This is a genomic window from Acidobacteriota bacterium (genome assembly GCA_016703965.1).
In the GTDB taxonomy this organism is placed as follows: Bacteria; Acidobacteriota; Blastocatellia; order Pyrinomonadales; family Pyrinomonadaceae; genus OLB17.
In genome coordinates this window covers 1-16466 of record JADJBB010000002.1, presented here as the reverse complement: position 1 = coordinate 16466, position 16466 = coordinate 1, and the positions used below count along the sequence as shown (strand labels likewise).

Here is a 16466-nt window from a genome sequence, read left to right as displayed (position 1 = left end):
AGTAATGGGATTGTTCGACGGAAAAACTCCAAGCGAGAGAAATAAGATCATCGCCGCAGCGGTGCTCGGCGTTGTATCGCTCGTGGCACTCTATATGGCATTTGGCCGCAGTTTCTTTGGGGGTTCGGCTACCACTGCAACGACGAAGGCTTCTCCGACGCCAACACCGAAAAAAGTGACGACTGTCAAAAATGACCAATTCACTTTACCCACTTCGGACGAAAATGCCCTCAACATCACTGTTCCTGTCGTGTATAGACCGGGTATGTTCGGTGCACCGGATCCGGGCCGGAATATTTTCGCTTTTTACGAGCCGCCAACGCCAACGCCGTATCAGCCACCGCCGTCGACGCCACCGCCAACACCAGTCGTACCGCCTCCGACAGTAGCTCCGACACCCGTTTTTTTGGCTAATTCGGTCACACCAGCGAGTGTTTATGCCGGTACGAAGGGCATGATAAAACTCGAGATCTCCGGCGACCGATTTACGCCTGACGCACGAATTTACTTTAACCAGTCTGAACTGCCGACTAACTTTGTTAGTTCGCAACAGCTAACGGCGATGATCACAGAAAATATGGTCGCACAGGAAGGGCAGCGACAGATCATTGTGCAGACTCCTAACGGCGTGGCGTACTCGGGTCCGCTCTCAATGACCGTTATGGCTCCTCCTCGGCCATCGACCCTGCAGTATATAGGCATGATCGGCCGGAAGCGTTACAACAACGACACGGCGTACTTTCTCGAGACAGGTAAAACTGTCCCGTTCGGTGCCCGTCTGAATGATATTGTCGGAGCACGATTTAGACTTATTGACATTTCTGCGGCTGCCGTCGTCCTGGAAGATGTCAATCTGGGATTCAAACACCGGATAGCGATCACTCCCGCCGCCGGCCCGGGCGGCACACAGCCGGGCGGAGCCTTCGTTCCGTACAACCCGGCGGGGCAAGGTGGTGCTAATCCCAATATGCAGCGCATGGTCCCGCAGCCGCCGCAGCGTCCGGACCAGAAACGTCCACCGACGACAAAGGATGATGTTGACGACAATGACGATCCACCACGGCCGAGATAGAAAAACCGAAAGCGGTATGACCTTGCTCGCTGTCATGGCCGTCATGACGGTCTTCGCTATTGGGCTGCTCGCAGTCGCACCATCGATCCAACAGGAAATACAGCGCGAGAAGGAACTCGAATCGATCCGCCGCGGCGAAGAGGTCGCTGAAGCTATCCGGCAGTATGTCGAATTCTATCGCGGCTCTCGTCTGCCAAGTTCAATGGATGACCTGCTCGAAGGACTTCCGCAGGGCACGAAGAAACGTCAGATATTGCGAGCATCAGCAGCGATCGACCCGCTCAGCGAGGACGGACGCTGGCGATTGATCAAGGCGGACGCAACGTCGCTTGGGCCCTTCGCCAAGCGGGTTCAGGCATATAATGGCGGAACCTTGCCATCGAACTCAAGCCCTACTCTCGACCGCTATGGAATAGTGGTGGTCAGCGCTCTGAACACTGAAACCGATGATGAGGTCGAAAGTGAGGATGATGACGACCTCAGTCTTGATCTAATGACAGAGAATACTCCGTTCATCGGCGTCGCCAGTCAGAGCAAAGGAAAATCGATCATTTCGTATTACGGGATCGAAAGCCGCTCGAAATGGGTTTTTACTCCTCTATTCCGCGGCACGAGTGGAAACCGGTTCGTTCCTAACCGCGGTACCCGGCCGTTTGGCAATACCAGGATCACAAGATAGGTCGCCGCATTGCGACGCCGTTAATAATCTCTCACGGTCAATTCGATCCCAGGATCTGTTCATACCACACCCGCTCTTGACACTTGGCATTATAAGAATTAGAATAATTCTAACGATAGGGAAGACTATGCACAATACAAAAATAGACATTGCGAAAGGAAAACGGGAAAAGATAATTGCGATCCTAAATCAGCGGCTCGCGGACGCTTCGGATCTGAAATCACAGGCAAAACAGGCTCATTGGAATGTAAAGGGAATGAACTTCATCGCCCTCCACGAGCTTTTCGATCAGGTCGCAACAGAGCTCGATACGCACGTCGATGATATCGCAGAACGCATCACGACACTCGGCGGAACCGCCCTCGGGACGATCCGAGTGGCCGCTCAGAACTCATCGCTCGCGGAGTATCCGCTTGAGATCACTGACGGTGCTGCCCACGTTGATGCACTTTCGACGGCACTCGCGGATTTCGGCAAAAAAGTTCGAGCCGATATCGATACGACTGACGAACTCGGAGATGCCGACACCGCTGATCTGTTCACGGGTATTTCAAGGGCGATCGACAAACAGCTCTGGTTTGTCGAAGCACATCTGCAAAGCTAAGAGCATTAGACTGTCAAAATAGAAAAAAGCGGGCGGCAATTGGGCCGGACCCGCTTTTTTTAATATATTTATCTCGCTGGCGGCTATTTCGTGTAATCAAACACAATATTACAGAATGCTTTCACGCCAACGTCCAACCGGCTGTCATCAATAAGGAAATCGGGCGTATGGTGCGACGGCGCTTTTTTCGGATCGTTACCCTTAGGCATTCCCCCCACAAAGAAAAAGAACGCGGGAGCCTTTTCGCCATAAAAAGCAAAATCTTCCGCTCCGGTCACCCATTCGGCGTCGATAACATTGCCGATTCCTGCTGCTTTTTCGAGTGATGGAAGCATTTTTTTGACTAGCGCGGGAGTGTTATACGTTACCGGAGTTTTGCGATCGATCGTAACTTCTGCGGTAGCTCCCATGCTTTCCGCTATCTTGGTAGCGGTTCGGCGGATCTTTTCGTGAACCTCATTCTGCATCTCAGTATCAAGCGTTCTGATGGTTCCCGCCATGACGACTTCCTCAGGAATGATGTTCTCACGGACGCCGGCGGTCATCTTGCCTACCGTGATGATCACCGGAGCTTTCGGAAGTTCAGACTGCCGTGAAACGATCATCTGCAGACCCGTATATATCTGCGTCGCCACCGCTATCGGGTCGATTCCCTGCCACGGATACGCACCGTGCGATTGCACGCCCTTTATCTTGATGCTGAACCAATCGCTCGCCGCCATCTCGGCCCCGGATTTATATTTGATCTTACCGATCTCGGTCGCGGAGTTGATATGAATTCCAAAGATCGCGTCTATCTTCGGATTGTCCATCACGCCTTCCTTGACCATATCCGAAGCCCCGCCGGTCTCACCCGCCGGAGCACCTTCTTCAGCCGGTTGAAAGATGAATACGACCGTTCCCTTGATCTTGTCCCTCATGCCGGAAAGAACTGTCGCCGTTCCCAGCAGCATCGCTACGTGCGTATCATGTCCGCAAGCGTGCATAACGCCAACCGTCTGGCCGTTATACTCGCTTTTCACCGTTGATCTGTAAGGAACATCGACGCGCTCCGTCACCGGCAGGCCGTCCATATCGGCTCGCAAGCCAATGACGGGCCCTGGCTGGCCACCTTTCAGGATTCCGACAACGCCGGTCTTTGCGACGCCCGTTTTGACGTCGATGCCAAGCTTTTTCAAGCGTTCGGCGACGTATTTGGCGGTTTCGACCTCGCGATTGCCAAGTTCAGGATGTTGGTGCAGATAACGCCGCCATTCTATGACCTGCGGCATTACCTTGGCCGTAGCCGCATTGATCTCGGCCGACATATCGACTCCGAAGGCCGATACAGCAATTGAACAAAGAATAAAAAAAGCAGCAAGCACTCTCATTTAATGAACTCCTAAGACTAGAATGCCTGCAATTGTAGCGCGGTGCTCCGCGACGGGCTACTTCTTTTTATAATAAGTCTTGTCAACCGTCGTCCATTTATCAGGATTCCAAAGGTCAGGATTCAGGGACATGCCCGCCTGAATGTCCGAATACTCCTCAGTGGTCGTTGGCTTGCCATCGACAAAGAACTTGACTTCGGCCGCAACCCAGCCGCCCTTGGCTTTTACATATCGGTTGAACTGGGTCTCCGCGACGCTCTTTTTATCGCGGCCCTGAGTCTGTATTAGCCGCACAAAAACTAGATCTTTCTCATCGACCCAGAATTGCGGCGTTGTCACGTCACCCTGTTTGGCACCGACCACGTAGACATCCTTGCCCATCCATTTTTCCTCGTGAACAACGGACAGGTCGATACCCAGGCCTTTGACCTGTTCGACAGTCGTCGCCGCCGGCTGGCCATAAACGTCGAAACCCAGCACCATCAACGGATGCACCAACGGCCGTCCAGTCGCGGGCTTTCCGTCACGGAATGAGTAGATCTTGCCGTCCGCGAACAGAATGCCATCACCGGTCTTCGAATCCGCAAAATCGATCCTCAGTTTGCCGGGAACGGTCATCGCCTCGTACCAAATCTCCGACGTCGAAGTTCCGTCATCCTTATGATGAATCGTCTTCTGAACGAATGTCAGCGTTTTGTACCATTTACCGGCGTATTTCTTGTACATCGCGGCAATAACGTCGTCGCCAGATTTAATGTCGCCAGCAAAAGCCGGCATTGCCAGGAGAATCAACAAAAGGGTTAATTTGAATATTTTCATAATGAGTTAACGAAGAATCGGATCAAAAGGTTTGCTCTAGACTACGGTTTCGCTTTGGGCAGATACTCTTTCGGGATCGGATTATTCGGCCGTTCGTCATCCCAGCTCGCAGCCGAGATCCACCAGCGAGTTCCGTCCCAATAAAGCTCGATGCTGTTTACGCCGCAGCCCTTTTCGGATCTATCGTCGTTGGAGTATTCGTACGTCGAAAGGACATGTGCGATATTACCGAACCGCTGGGTAACCCGGTTGATCTCGCGTTCTGTAAAGCCGTTCGTGACAAAATTCTCGTTGTTACCATTGACGAATTGCTGATGACTCAACACTCCGGCACGGATCTTACCGTCCTGTTCGCCCATGCTGACAAAACGGACATCCGGAATATACAGCGTCCGGTCTCTGGCCCATTGTCTCGGTTGTCCCTTTGGGCCAGTGATGGTCGCGTAAAACGCCTTGATGATGCCGTCGAGCGTTGCAACGTCAGCCGGATTCGCGTCGATCTTTGGTACATCAACCGCTTTCAGGTCACGATCGCATTGAAACTCGAGCGTGAATGCTCCCTGCGCGATCTTCCAACCCGCAACCGTGCGAACGAGATTAAAGACGTCGGTCCCGCAATGCGAGAATTTATCGCCGACGTAGAATGTATACCTGCCCGAGACCGTTGCCATATCGCCGGATATCCGTACGTCGGGATTAATCATCTTCTCGACATAATCGGGGCTCTTCGATTCGGAGATCATCTTCACGAAGGCCTCGCCGGTCGTCACCCTCGACGTCGAGATCCCTTTGCCGTCGAGCGGTTTGTCGATCGCTATAAATTGAGCTTCAGGGGTGAAGACGCCTTTGAGCTGCTCAGCGCTCTTCAACTTCATTCCGGCAAAAAGCTGATCTACGACGGCCATCACCATTGATCGGTCATCCTGGGCAAAGGCAACAGTCGATAGCACGCATATGATCACGGGCAGCAATGTTATTTTCATCATTATTTGATTTCCTTTAGTTCCGCACTGCGAAAGCGTCGTCGAACGGATTTGCATCGAGCAGGACGATGTCTGCCTGCTAGCCTAATTCCCAGCAAGCACGGATGCCGGCAGGGGCTTGTCGACCGTCGGACGTTTTGCAGTGTTCGCCAATGTCCAACCGGTCGCCATTATGGTCTTGGTCACTTTCTCCATCGATTCGAAATTTATCTTCTCGACCGAATCAGACGGCTGATGATAATCCGCGTGGCTGCCGTCCATGTAAAAGATGATCGGTATTCCTTTTTTCGCGTAATTGAAATGATCGGAGCGGTAAAAGAACTGTTCCGGATCCTTAGGATCGTCGTATTTTGTATTGAATGCGAGATTCAAAAACGTCTTGTTGACACTATCGCTGAGATCACCGAGTTCGGTGCTCATCATTCGCGAACCGATCGTGAAGACCTCGCCCTGTTTCGGGAGGTTCTTGTTCTGCGGATGATTTTCATCGCCCGGATTCTGGTAGCGTCCGATCATGTCGATGTTCAACTCGGTGATGATCGACGTGATCGGCACCGTCGGATTATTGGCGAAATACTCACTGCCCCAAAGTCCTTTTTCCTCGCCGGCGTGCCAGATAAACAACATCGAACGCTTCGGCCGTTCCTTGCCCTTTGCAAAAGCCTCGGCGATCGACAGTACGGCGACCGTGCCGCTGCCGTCATCGTCGGCGCCGTTCCAGATCTTGTCGTCGCCCGCCGCGAAGGGATTCATCCCGACGTGGTCGTAATGTGCTCCGATCGCAACGTATTCATTTTTGAGGACCGGATCCGAACCTTCGAGTATCCCTACGACATTTTGCGTGTGAATGTTCTCGGTCTTGACAGCAACGGTCGCGTTCAACTTCTTCGCGGCCTTGAGGTCGAATGAATCCATCGCATCGCCGGTGATCGATCTGGTGAACAAGCTGCCGCCACTCGCCTTTTCCCCGGCGAACATTGCCCCGATCACCCGCGGCGTCACGGTGAATGTCGGTATCGTGATCTGAGTCTGCGGCTTGCCGAATTCGACCTGCCCTTTCTCGGACTGGTTCCACTTCACGCCTTCCCAATTTGCCAGGTTACCGAACGACGAGAACGCGATCACCGCCTTCGCACCATTCGTCTGAGCGTAAAGCGGCGGCGAAAACCAATCACCGCCAGCCGGGCCTTTGAGATCATTGAATGTAATTCCCTTCGGCAGCGTATTGACCACGACGACGACCTTGTCCTTGATGTCGAGCCCAGCGTACGGATCAATGTTCTTCGATTTGATGACCCAGCCGTTACCGACAAAGACGAGCGGTGCTCCCGCGATATTGGCACCGATCTGGCTCGCCAGGAAGTCCTTGCCGTATGTGTACGACTGCCCGTTTATCTCAAGCCGCGTCTTGTCCGTGTCGATCTTGTTCAGCCGCAGCGGGATCTTTTGAAAGTAGCTGCCGTTGTCGCCCGCCGGCTTGATTCCCCAGCTCGACAGGTGCTGTGCAATGAACATCGCGGCGATGTCGAGCCCCCGCGAAGGCGTATCGCGGCCCTCGAGCTCGTCCGACGCGATGAACGTCAGATATTCGCGAAGCTGCTTCGCGGAGATCCCGTCCACATTGCCAAAGCTCGGTGTCGACGGCTTGGCCGCAGGCTTGGCGGACTTTTGTGCGAGCGCAGCAGGGGCAGCCACCCACATTACAAAAACGAGAATCAGTGATAAATGGCGTCTTGTCATGATCTTTCTTATTCCTTTATATCTATGTCCGAAAACCCCAACGGATGCAGCCGTTCAGTTCTGGATGGTTACTTTTATACGAACAATGACCAGAAAAGGTTTTCGGTCATTCATAACGAAAATGCGCCGATGACGCTCTTCACTTCGTCATCGGCGCTTGATGGTTCTGCTCGGCGTCTTTCGGCCCTAGTTCGTGTAGCCCGGAATAGGTTTATATTCGGTTACTTTGTTTATCTCCTGATCCTTGGCATCGGCGATATCCTTTCTAACCAGAAGTACCAAGTTGACCCCCGGACGGAGCGGATAGACGCCTGCGTATTTATAATGAGTCGAGTATTTCTGGATCATCGCGGTGTCCTGGTCACCCTTTTTTGCCACGATCATTTCGGACGTACTCGCATCGACGAGAGAACCGTGGAAATTTGCCTTATAATTGTGCAAATACCAGGTCAAGGGCCAATAATCGGGCGAAACGATCTCTATCGTTGCGTCCAGGTCCTTCCCGCTCTTCGCTGCATAACGCTCGATCTCGCTAACCATGTCATGAAGCCCGCGACGCGTGTGTGCGTATACGTACGGCTCATCTTCATCGTCGTAGCGAACGAAATTATGCTGATACGATTGATAGGCAAGCAGGCCCGAACCGATGATGCCGAGAGCGATCGCCGCATATTTCTGATTCTTGCTGCCCGAGTTGAACATCTGCCCGAGCCCGTATCCGGCGGCGATGCACATCGGAAGCAAGAAGCTGAGAGCGAGCCACGGAGTCTTGTACGGGATGATCGAATACGCGGCCGCGAGGCCCATCGCCCAAAAAGCCGTGAAGATGGCAAACTTATGCTTGCCTTTCAGCAATGCGATCAGGCTGCCGAGGATCGATAGAACCATGATCGGGGCTTCGACCTTCATTCCCCATTTTATGTATCCGACGTAACCGCTCTGCGTGTGGTCTTTATTTCCTGTTTTGGTCCAGATCGCATAAGCCTCGAAAGCTCTGGAAACGCCTTCCGCATAGGTAAAGAACGACGAGAAAAACAACACGCTCACGTAAACAAATGCCGTTGCAACAGCCGCGCAGGTGATGATCATCTCAGACCGTTCACCGAGGCCCTGACGGAAAGCTTTCCAGGACACCTCGACGGGTTCGGCGAATTCAGTGTTGTTTGCCTTTCTAAGATCCGACACGAACACCAGCCATGCCGCGACCGTTCCGACTAAAATGAAGATGATCGCGTAGAAAACAAAAGGCTCGGCGGGTTTATTGGCCGGAAAAAACGCATCGGAAAGCCACTTACCGCCATCGGCGATCGTATCGCGCTTGAAGAGTGCCGCCGCCACTACGACTCCGTGAATGCCCAGGATGATCCCAAACCAGTTCGTCCGGTACGGTTCGTTGTCCTTTATCTGCTTCCAGACCCAGACGCTGAAACAAGCGATGGCCATCGTTCCGAGCGTGATAAATGCGGTTTCCTTTGTTGCAAAAAACAGAGCAACCGACGCCGAGGCGAGGACTAAATAAAGTGGGCGGCCTTCGTCCCAAGCAAGCAATCTGTTGATTATGTAGTAAACAAAACCAGCATTGACGACAAAAAAAGCGATGCGGAATGCAAACAAAGCTCCCTCGTTGTCGCCGCCAATAAATTTTGCAAGGTTAAGCGAAACCGGAGCTAAGGCAGTAAAAAGCAGTACCGACATCCACGCGATCGCTCCGGGCCCGGCTTTTCGTTTCTCCATGAAAAGCAGTACCGAAAGCACGATCGCAAGGCTCAAAAAGACAAAGAAGATCTCGTGGATAAAATACCTTGAGATAAACACCATTCCCGGCGAAAGGGCCACAAATAATGCTGCAACGAGCGTTCCGACCTTGCCAATATAGCGTTTTAGGTACAAAACCAGCACGACCATCAGTACGCCAAAGATCGCCATGCTCATTCGCACCGGAACCGTTTCGAGGCCAAATAATTTGGCGAAGACGACCGAGATGTAATACAAAGTTGGCCCATGATAATTCGCCGGGTCGTATTTGTAAATGCCGTCCTTAAAAAGCGTGGTCAGGAAAAAGCCGTTGACGCCTTCGTCGTGGTGAAGAGGCTTGAGGCTGAGCATGAAAAAGCGCAGGAACGCCGCGAGGGCGATGATCGCGCCTGAGCAGGCGAGCCAGACTTTATCTCGTTCAAGAGCCGCATTTACGGGTTCGACAAAATCTGTTACGACCGCTCTTGCCGGAGCTTTTTCTTCAACTATCGCTTCGACCGTAGACTCTGAAGCCTTTGGTGCTATCTTCTTTTTCTTTGCCATCTCGACCTACTTCACCTTGTAAACGCGGTATTGCCCTGCCTCAGCAAGGACGGGGAATTTCTTAAAATAATCTTCGTTTGCCTTGAGCGTATTTCGCTCTTCCGGCGAGATCAGGACGTAATCGACATTATATTTGTTGAGCAAAATATCCGCTACGCCGCCGCCCTGATAGATCTGCTTGATCTCAGCCTCACGCGGATAATAATCGATCCCGTGCGAAGCGAGGTGGCCGCTGTACCGCATGACGGACTGCCGCCCCGAGAGCACAACCGCCGAGTTAAACGTCGGAGCGTTAACAAAAACAGCCTTCTGATCGGTCTTCTGCTTTATCTGATCGGCGATCTTGATCGCGTCTGCGTCAAATACTCCGTACTTGATCTGTCCCGAAACGGTCCGCCAGACATCGAGCGAGCCTGACAAGATCAGCACAGCAAAACAAACGCCCGAAACGATTCTGAGAACTTTATTCTTCTCCCACGCCCACGCCAATGCCAACGCTACCAGCGGCAGCGAGCCGGTGAACCAATAGATCAGGATCTTGATGTTATCCCATTCCCACGGGGCAAGCTTTGCGGAATTCGACAGGACGAAAAGGAAAAAGAACGGTACATAGAACAACACCAATGTCTTTTTCAGCTCGATAGGTGCGGCGTTTTCAACCTTGCCAACCTCGCCCGAAGGTATCGCGAGCTTTCCGCCCGTCATATAGACCCAGATGCCGGCTATGAGGACAGGAAATAACAGGCCGGTATTTGTAAACCAGAACCAGATAAACTCGGTCTCCCGCTTGTCCCAGCCGAAGAAGAATTCGAAAAACTTCGTCGATTCGGTCGCAGTTCCGGTCATCAGCCAGGCGAGTTCGGGGATCGCGACCGCCGACACGCCTAGGCCGAAGGTGATCCATTCCATCCAACGCCCCGGACGCATCACGAATAGGAACGCCGTCACGATGAAAAGTACCACAAGGCTGTGCATGTGGATCAGCGGGAGAGTTCCCGCGAGAAGGCCGATGAGAAAGGCGGAAACAGGAAAGCTGGAAAGTGACAAAGTGCTACGGTCAGTTTCCTCACTGTCGATCTTTTCAACTGCCGCCGTTTCGGGCTTTTCAGAGGCGAAGACCTTCCACAGATAGTTCAGAACGAGCAGCGTGAGCGGCATTCCGAGCAACAGGCTTCGCTGCGTCATAAATAATACGACAAGCGAATTGCCCCAACGGTACTTATCGTTGATCGTGTAATCATGCGGCAGGTTCATCAGCGTGTCATAGAATCCTTTGCCGGAAGCCGCCATGTCGGCTGACAACGCCCAAAAGCCAAGGCCGCCGCTCAGAAACAGCAGCGGCGGAGCAATGCGGCCCGCGAGTTTGCTGCCAGTGAGCGAAACGACAAAACTTTCGAGTATTACGAACAGCGAGAACGCCCAGGCCACATTCAGCACGAACATCGAATTGATGACGTCCGAACCGAGCTTCACAAAACACGCACTCAGCAGATCGGCGACGAACGGATATGTGTATTTTGCCCCGGCCCACGAAGGATTTACGATCGGAAAATTATTGCCCTCTGTAAAGCTGAATATCGTACCGAGGTGGTACGGCAGGTCGCCGAGATTCTGTGAACCGCCGGTATGGATACCGCCGTTCATCATGAACATCGTCTTGTCGAAGAAGAGAAAGAAAAGCAGAAAGAAGCCCGCGTAATACGCCAAATGCCGCATTTTTTTGGCATTTGCACCTTGCAGCGTGCCTTTCGCCTTGGCCCAGTCGTGCAGGAAGTTCTTTCGAATATCCGGTCGCTGCAGCAGCAGTAATGGCAGCAGCGTGATCGTCAGTGCCACGATCAAAACCGGCACACTAAAACCCGCGACAGATGCCGCGACGAACGACGCGATGCCAAAAACAGCCGAACCGATCACCGTTCCCGCCGACAGCCGCCAGACCATCGGTTTTTCCATGGCGACGAGATATGTCAGCGCCATTCCGCCAAAAGCGAGCAGAGCGATCAGGATCAATGATATAAACATATTTTACGCGAGGCGGACTTCTAGATAAGTTACTTTAATTCGCGCAGAAAACACAATTTTAGTTAACGTTTTGAAGCGGAACGCGGGCTCGCCAGCAACTGCCTTTTTCAGATAGAATTTTCCTCGATGCTCATCTATCTCGGCCCCAATCCATACTTCCCCGAGGGCACGCTCTTTGACCTCGATGACCAACCGCAATTGGCCCTGCCCGATCGGGGCGACGGCACATCGGCGACGATCGATCGACAAGGCTCGATCATCTGCCCGCCTTTCGCCGAAAATATCCCGCCCGGCCAATGCCCGGTCGTCGTGACTTCATACGCGATCGGCGAAAGAGCCGAAGATATTGCGAGCATAACAGTCGACGAATCGATCCATTTTCAAGTGCTCGTTATTCCGCAAAGCGTTGAGTCTATACTCGTTAACGACCGTGTGAGATCGGTCGAGGTGGACAGCTATTTTCCGTCGGCAAACGGCGACGAGACCGAGTACCGATTCCACATCGGCCACCTGCGGCCCGGGTTTTTTGAGGCGATGATCACCTTTGCAGACCGTTCGACCGGACGGCTGACGTTTATCAAGTTCTTCCCGCCCAGATTCTCGGCCGCATATCCGGGCATTCGTAATGACGAACGTCCGATCGCACCTCGTGAAGAGGTAAAAATGATCTCGGTCACCGCCTACGAACCCGACCACGAAGCCGAACTCCTCAACAAAGACCTCGAACTCGCAACCGAATGGGGCGAAAATTTCCGAAAACCGATCCACGACCGCATCCGCGTCTTCCACCCCGAACTCGACGACCCCGAGATCGACCGCCTCACCACGCTAGCCAACGAAGCCGAATCGTATATCTATCAGCTCGGCGAACGCGAGTTAGCCGGCGAGATTCGCGAAGCTGACATTCCAAACCTCGCTCGCGAGAGATATCCATGGCTAAGCAAAAATAATGTAAATCGTTTGACTGGAATTAGTATGTTCTACGCAAGAAAGTGATCCAGCGAGTAACCAGGGTGTCTAGCTGCTTAGATCGTTAATTGTAAATTGTTCGATTGTTAATTGGTTGGCGGAATATTACCACCAATTGCCAATTTTCCAGTTTACAATTGACAATTAGTTCACGGACATCACGGCCCGGGTTCACGTGAGCTTCGCAATATCCGCGGAGAATTGTAGAATAAGAGTTTTTGAAACGGGACGGAAAAACGCTCTTATGTTACAAGCTGGAATTGTTGGGCTGCCCAACGTTGGAAAATCGACACTTTTTAATGCTCTGACCGCTCAGGAATCGGCCTTGGCGGCGAATTATCCTTTTGCGACGATCGAACCGAACGTCGGCATGGTCGCGGTGCCTGACGAACGGCTCGGCGTGCTGGAAAAGCTGAATAAGGCTCAAAAGACCGTCCCGGCAATGGTTGAGTTTTTGGATATTGCGGGATTGGTTCGCGGAGCTTCGAAGGGCGAGGGTTTGGGGAATCAGTTTCTCGCGAATATTCGTGAAACTCACGCCGTGATCCAGGTTGTTCGATGTTTTGACGACGACAATATCGTCCATGTCGAAGGCTCGGTAAATCCGATCCGCGATATCGAGACGATCCAGATCGAACTCGCTCTCGCCGACCTGAACTCGGCCGAAAAACGCCGCGACAAGGCCAACCGAGCGGTCAAAGCCTCGGGGGACAAGACGGCAAAGCTCGAGATCGAGATCCTCGACAAGATCCAACCGCTGCTCGAAGAAGGCCGGCCCGCTCGTGCCGCCGACCTGACCGACGACCAGCGTGCGATGCTGAAAACCTGGTTCTTCCTCTCGACGAAGCCGACGATCTATGCCGCCAACGTCGACGAAGCAACGCTCGCTGACCCTGACAGCAATCCGCACGTGCAGGCCGTAAAGAAACACGCCGCCAGCGAAAATGCGGACGTCGTCGTCATCTGTGCCAAGCTCGAAGCCGAACTCGTCGCCCTCGACGCCGAGGAACGCACCGAATACCTAAAAGACCTCGGCCTCAACTCCAGCGGCGTCGACGAACTGATCAAAGCCGCGTACCATATGCTCGGCCTGATGTCGTTCCTGACCGCCGGTGAAAAAGAAGTTCGCGCCTGGACGATCCCTATCGGCACCAAAGCCCCTCAGGCCGCCGGCGAGATCCACACCGACATCGAACGCGGCTTCATCCGCGCCGAGATCGTCTCATACGACGACCTAGTCGCCTGCGGCTCAAGAAAGGCAGCCAGCGAAAAAGGCCTCGCCCGCCTCGAAGGCAAGGAATACATCATGCAGGACGGCGACGTGGTGGATTTTAGGTTTAATGTTTAATTACAGGGATGAATGGGATGAAATGGATCTAGAGAAAGTCTTTTTTCTTATCCCCATCATCTCCTTTATCCCTGTAGTTCCCTTCCCCAAAAGTGATAAAATCCGGACATGCGAAACCGCGACGTAAATGACAATAGATCGGACATGCCGGAAACGGCGATAATTCGCAGGATGCGTTCGCGGCGGTCTTTTAGAGTTGAGTCGGCTGAGGCGATCTATTTTGACGTCGCCGCGTTTCGCCTCGATCGGAAACTCGGTATCGCTGAGCATATCGCGGTCGAGCGTAACCTTAGTCTTGTGAACGCGTGGCCTGATATTCTCGGCTAGAAACGCCTCTGAGTTCTGCTCCTGTTCGATCTCGCCGCCCGTGGTCAATGCTTGTGACCTTCGTTCCGTTTCAGGCCTTTTTGAATATCTTCGCGAACGAACCGCACCACCTCTTTGATCTGCTCGGCCGTTAGTTTGTCGCGAAACGCGGGCATCTTGTTTCCTTCGCCATTGGTTACCTGCTTGATATGGCCCTCCTCCGAATGGTCGAGAGCGTGGCCGCTCGTCAGCGGAATTCCTTTCTTCGTACCTTCGCCGCTGCCGCCGTGGCATTCGGCACAGTTCGTTTTGTATATCTCGCTGCCGTTGACGACGGCAACGGTGCCGATCTTTCTGAAACTCGTATAAATGACCGTCGAACCGCGCCGTTCTATCTCGAATTCGACCTTGTCGCCAACCTTGATGCTGCCGAGCAGTTCGTGATCGGCAACCATTTCATTCATCTCCATCGCAGCCATATAGCCCGGAATCTCTTCGTGATCTACGGTAACGCGGTCGGTGTCGATATCGATGGATCTTACGATGCCGACGGACTTGTAGGTTTGTCTTTCGACTGCCGGCGGGACCACTCTGTTCGCGGGGCTCGGCGTGGAACAGGCTGTGAAAAGAAGAGCGGCGGCGGTTATGAATAACAGCTTCATATAGTTAATAAGACTGCCCCCCTAATTCTAGTTTGCGACAAGTCGATTGACAATGTTTAGCAAATCCAAGATGCTTGGGTTGTTATGGCATCACTGCGGGATCATATCGAATCCGAGCTAAAGATCGCGAGTGAATTTCGTGAGCAGGGCGATCGTGCGTCGGCATTTCGAGACCTCGAGCGAGCGCATGTGCTCGGCCAGGCCTCGACCGTCGATCACACGCGTATCCACTGGAAGATGTTAAAGCTTGGGCTGCAAATGCGGTCGCCGCGGGAGATCTGGGGACAATTGATCCGCATCGTAGGTGCCGCGACCAAAACTCCGCTCGGCATCTATCCCAAAGGCAACACGGGCGGTGCGAATGTCTGGTTTTTTCGAACCGATGCCGGTCGAGAAGGACCTGGCTGAGATTTTAGATTCCGCAAAATAATGCACCTTTGTGATTGCCGTCACACGCATTCTTTCCAGGCATTCCTATCATCGTTCTGGGTAGACCAGATAATGATTTGCAAAACCCGACGTTAGTGCTATATTGAGTTTGATGATGCAGAGATCGACGACAAAAAAGACATTGGCCGCGTTCGTGCTGGCTTTTCTTTGTCTAAATGTCGGCGGTTTCGTTTGCCTCACCTACTGTTCGCAGATCGCGATGGCATCCGCAATGCCGTCGTCCGACGATTCACACCTTTCGGAACATTGCCGCAGGGCTAAGAAAGAAGCCGAAGAAAAAGATCAAAACGCCGAAAAGGTCAGTGCAACTGTCGCTTCGTGCTGCATGATGCCGGTCAGCATGTTTGCTGTTCCGCTTGAAAAGCAGACGCGGGCAACATTGGTTTTGGCTGCTGATTCAGTTCCGGCGGCAAATGTAGAGATCTACAGATTTGCCTCGCCTTCGATCGTTTCATTGCACATAGATCCTACGCCTGTCTATCGCCCTCCACCGCTCGACCGACGCGGTGAACGCATACTTCATTCTGTCATCCGTATCTAAAGCCAGGTTCGTGCGAAGAGCCTTTCTTTGCATGCGCCGTAACCCATGTTCGTGTGCCTAGACACGTTACTAATTACAGCTTTATACGGAGACATATCATGAGATCGAAAATTATTAGTCATCTTTACAGCCGTCGTCCTTTTCGGACTCGGCATCGCAGTTACGCATTCAATTCCACCACGACCAACGCTGAAACAACGGTAGCAGCATCATGCTGCAGCTGCTGCGGCGATTCCTGCCCGATGAAAAAAGCCGGGGACAAAACGACCGGCGAAGCGGCTCACGAATGCTGCTGCAAAGGCGATTCGTGCCCGATGATGTCAAAGGACGCCAAGCACGGCGAAAAAATGGCGATGGCCGCTAACGGCGAGCATTCCTGCCCGATGATGGCCGAAAAGAAAGACGGCATGGCCGGCCACGACATGAAGGACATGAAGATGGCGAACGGCGAATCTTGCCCGATGATGAAGGACGGCGAAGACGCCAAAATGGCCGAAATGCACAAGGGTATGGCCGGCATGGATCATACCGCACACGCCAAGAGCGGCGATGCCTGCTCATGCTTTGCTGCAGTCACAACAAAGAAAAGAAAGTCACAAAAGA

Annotated in this window: 16 protein-coding genes; 9 read left to right on the top strand and 7 right to left on the bottom strand. The window is 52.9% G+C overall.

Features of this window, described 5'->3' with window-relative positions; genetic code table 11:
• Window positions 1-4: 4 nt before the first annotated feature.
• The 3 genes from IPG22_00190 to dps all read left to right on the top strand — a co-directional run bounded on the left by IPG22_00190 (window position 5) and on the right by dps (window position 2355).
• Window positions 5-1072, top strand: a complete 1068-nt coding sequence (locus tag IPG22_00190) for a hypothetical protein (GenBank protein MBK6586727.1) — start codon at window positions 5-7, stop codon at window positions 1070-1072.
• Between the two features lie 16 nt (window positions 1073-1088).
• Window positions 1089-1751 (top strand): hypothetical protein, encoded by a 663-nt coding sequence (locus IPG22_00185; protein MBK6586726.1) that lies wholly within the window; start codon window positions 1089-1091, stop codon window positions 1749-1751.
• Window positions 1752-1878: 127 nt separating this feature from the next.
• Window positions 1879-2355, top strand: coding sequence for a DNA starvation/stationary phase protection protein Dps (gene dps / locus IPG22_00180; protein ID MBK6586725.1), 477 nt, complete (start codon window positions 1879-1881; stop codon window positions 2353-2355).
• Window positions 2356-2438: 83 nt separating this feature from the next.
• Here the strand turns inward: dps and IPG22_00175 are convergent, their stop codons facing one another.
• The 6 genes from IPG22_00175 to IPG22_00150 form a co-directional block, all read right to left on the bottom strand.
• Window positions 2439-3725, bottom strand: a complete 1287-nt coding sequence (locus tag IPG22_00175; protein ID MBK6586724.1) for an amidohydrolase — start codon at window positions 3723-3725, stop codon at window positions 2439-2441.
• 57 nt (window positions 3726-3782) lie between these two features.
• Entirely contained in the window at window positions 3783-4544 is a 762-nt protein-coding gene (locus tag IPG22_00170) for a hypothetical protein (protein ID MBK6586723.1), read from the bottom strand.
• A gap of 41 nt (window positions 4545-4585) precedes the next feature.
• Window positions 4586-5530, bottom strand: coding sequence for a nuclear transport factor 2 family protein (locus tag IPG22_00165; GenBank protein ID MBK6586722.1), 945 nt, complete (start codon window positions 5528-5530; stop codon window positions 4586-4588).
• Window positions 5531-5611: 81 nt separating this feature from the next.
• Window positions 5612-7267, bottom strand: coding sequence for a M20/M25/M40 family metallo-hydrolase (locus tag IPG22_00160; GenBank protein ID MBK6586721.1), 1656 nt, complete (start codon window positions 7265-7267; stop codon window positions 5612-5614).
• Window positions 7268-7453: 186 nt separating this feature from the next.
• Window positions 7454-9565, bottom strand: a complete 2112-nt coding sequence (locus IPG22_00155) for a glycosyltransferase family 39 protein (protein MBK6586720.1) — start codon at window positions 9563-9565, stop codon at window positions 7454-7456.
• Window positions 9566-9571: 6 nt separating this feature from the next.
• Window positions 9572-11587, bottom strand: coding sequence for a hypothetical protein (locus IPG22_00150; protein MBK6586719.1), 2016 nt, complete (start codon window positions 11585-11587; stop codon window positions 9572-9574).
• 126 nt (window positions 11588-11713) lie between these two features.
• Between IPG22_00150 and IPG22_00145 the strand changes: the two genes are divergently transcribed.
• The 3 genes from IPG22_00145 to IPG22_00135 all read left to right on the top strand — a co-directional run bounded on the left by IPG22_00145 (window position 11714) and on the right by IPG22_00135 (window position 14231).
• The gene (locus IPG22_00145; protein ID MBK6586718.1) at window positions 11714-12583 is read left to right on the top strand and encodes a hypothetical protein; all 870 of its coding nucleotides are present in this window, start codon (window positions 11714-11716) and stop codon (window positions 12581-12583) included.
• Between the two features lie 217 nt (window positions 12584-12800).
• Window positions 12801-13904: a redox-regulated ATPase YchF gene (gene ychF / locus IPG22_00140; protein ID MBK6586717.1), complete on the top strand. Its 1104-nt coding sequence runs from the start codon at window positions 12801-12803 to the stop codon at window positions 13902-13904.
• A gap of 108 nt (window positions 13905-14012) precedes the next feature.
• On the top strand, window positions 14013-14231 hold the full coding sequence (locus IPG22_00135) for a hypothetical protein (protein ID MBK6586716.1): 219 nt from the start codon (window positions 14013-14015) through the stop codon (window positions 14229-14231).
• Window positions 14232-14275: 44 nt separating this feature from the next.
• Here the strand turns inward: IPG22_00135 and IPG22_00130 are convergent, their stop codons facing one another.
• Complete coding sequence (locus IPG22_00130; GenBank protein MBK6586715.1) at window positions 14276-14872, bottom strand: c-type cytochrome; 597 nt, start codon at window positions 14870-14872, stop codon at window positions 14276-14278.
• Window positions 14873-14956: 84 nt separating this feature from the next.
• Between IPG22_00130 and IPG22_00125 the strand changes: the two genes are divergently transcribed.
• The 3 genes from IPG22_00125 to IPG22_00115 form a co-directional block, all read left to right on the top strand.
• Window positions 14957-15280: a DUF3703 domain-containing protein gene (locus IPG22_00125; GenBank protein ID MBK6586714.1), complete on the top strand. Its 324-nt coding sequence runs from the start codon at window positions 14957-14959 to the stop codon at window positions 15278-15280.
• A gap of 133 nt (window positions 15281-15413) precedes the next feature.
• The gene (locus IPG22_00120; GenBank protein ID MBK6586713.1) at window positions 15414-15863 is read left to right on the top strand and encodes a hypothetical protein; all 450 of its coding nucleotides are present in this window, start codon (window positions 15414-15416) and stop codon (window positions 15861-15863) included.
• Between the two features lie 242 nt (window positions 15864-16105).
• The coding region (locus tag IPG22_00115; protein MBK6586712.1) for a hypothetical protein at window positions 16106-16466 on the top strand (361 nt) is incomplete at its 3' end.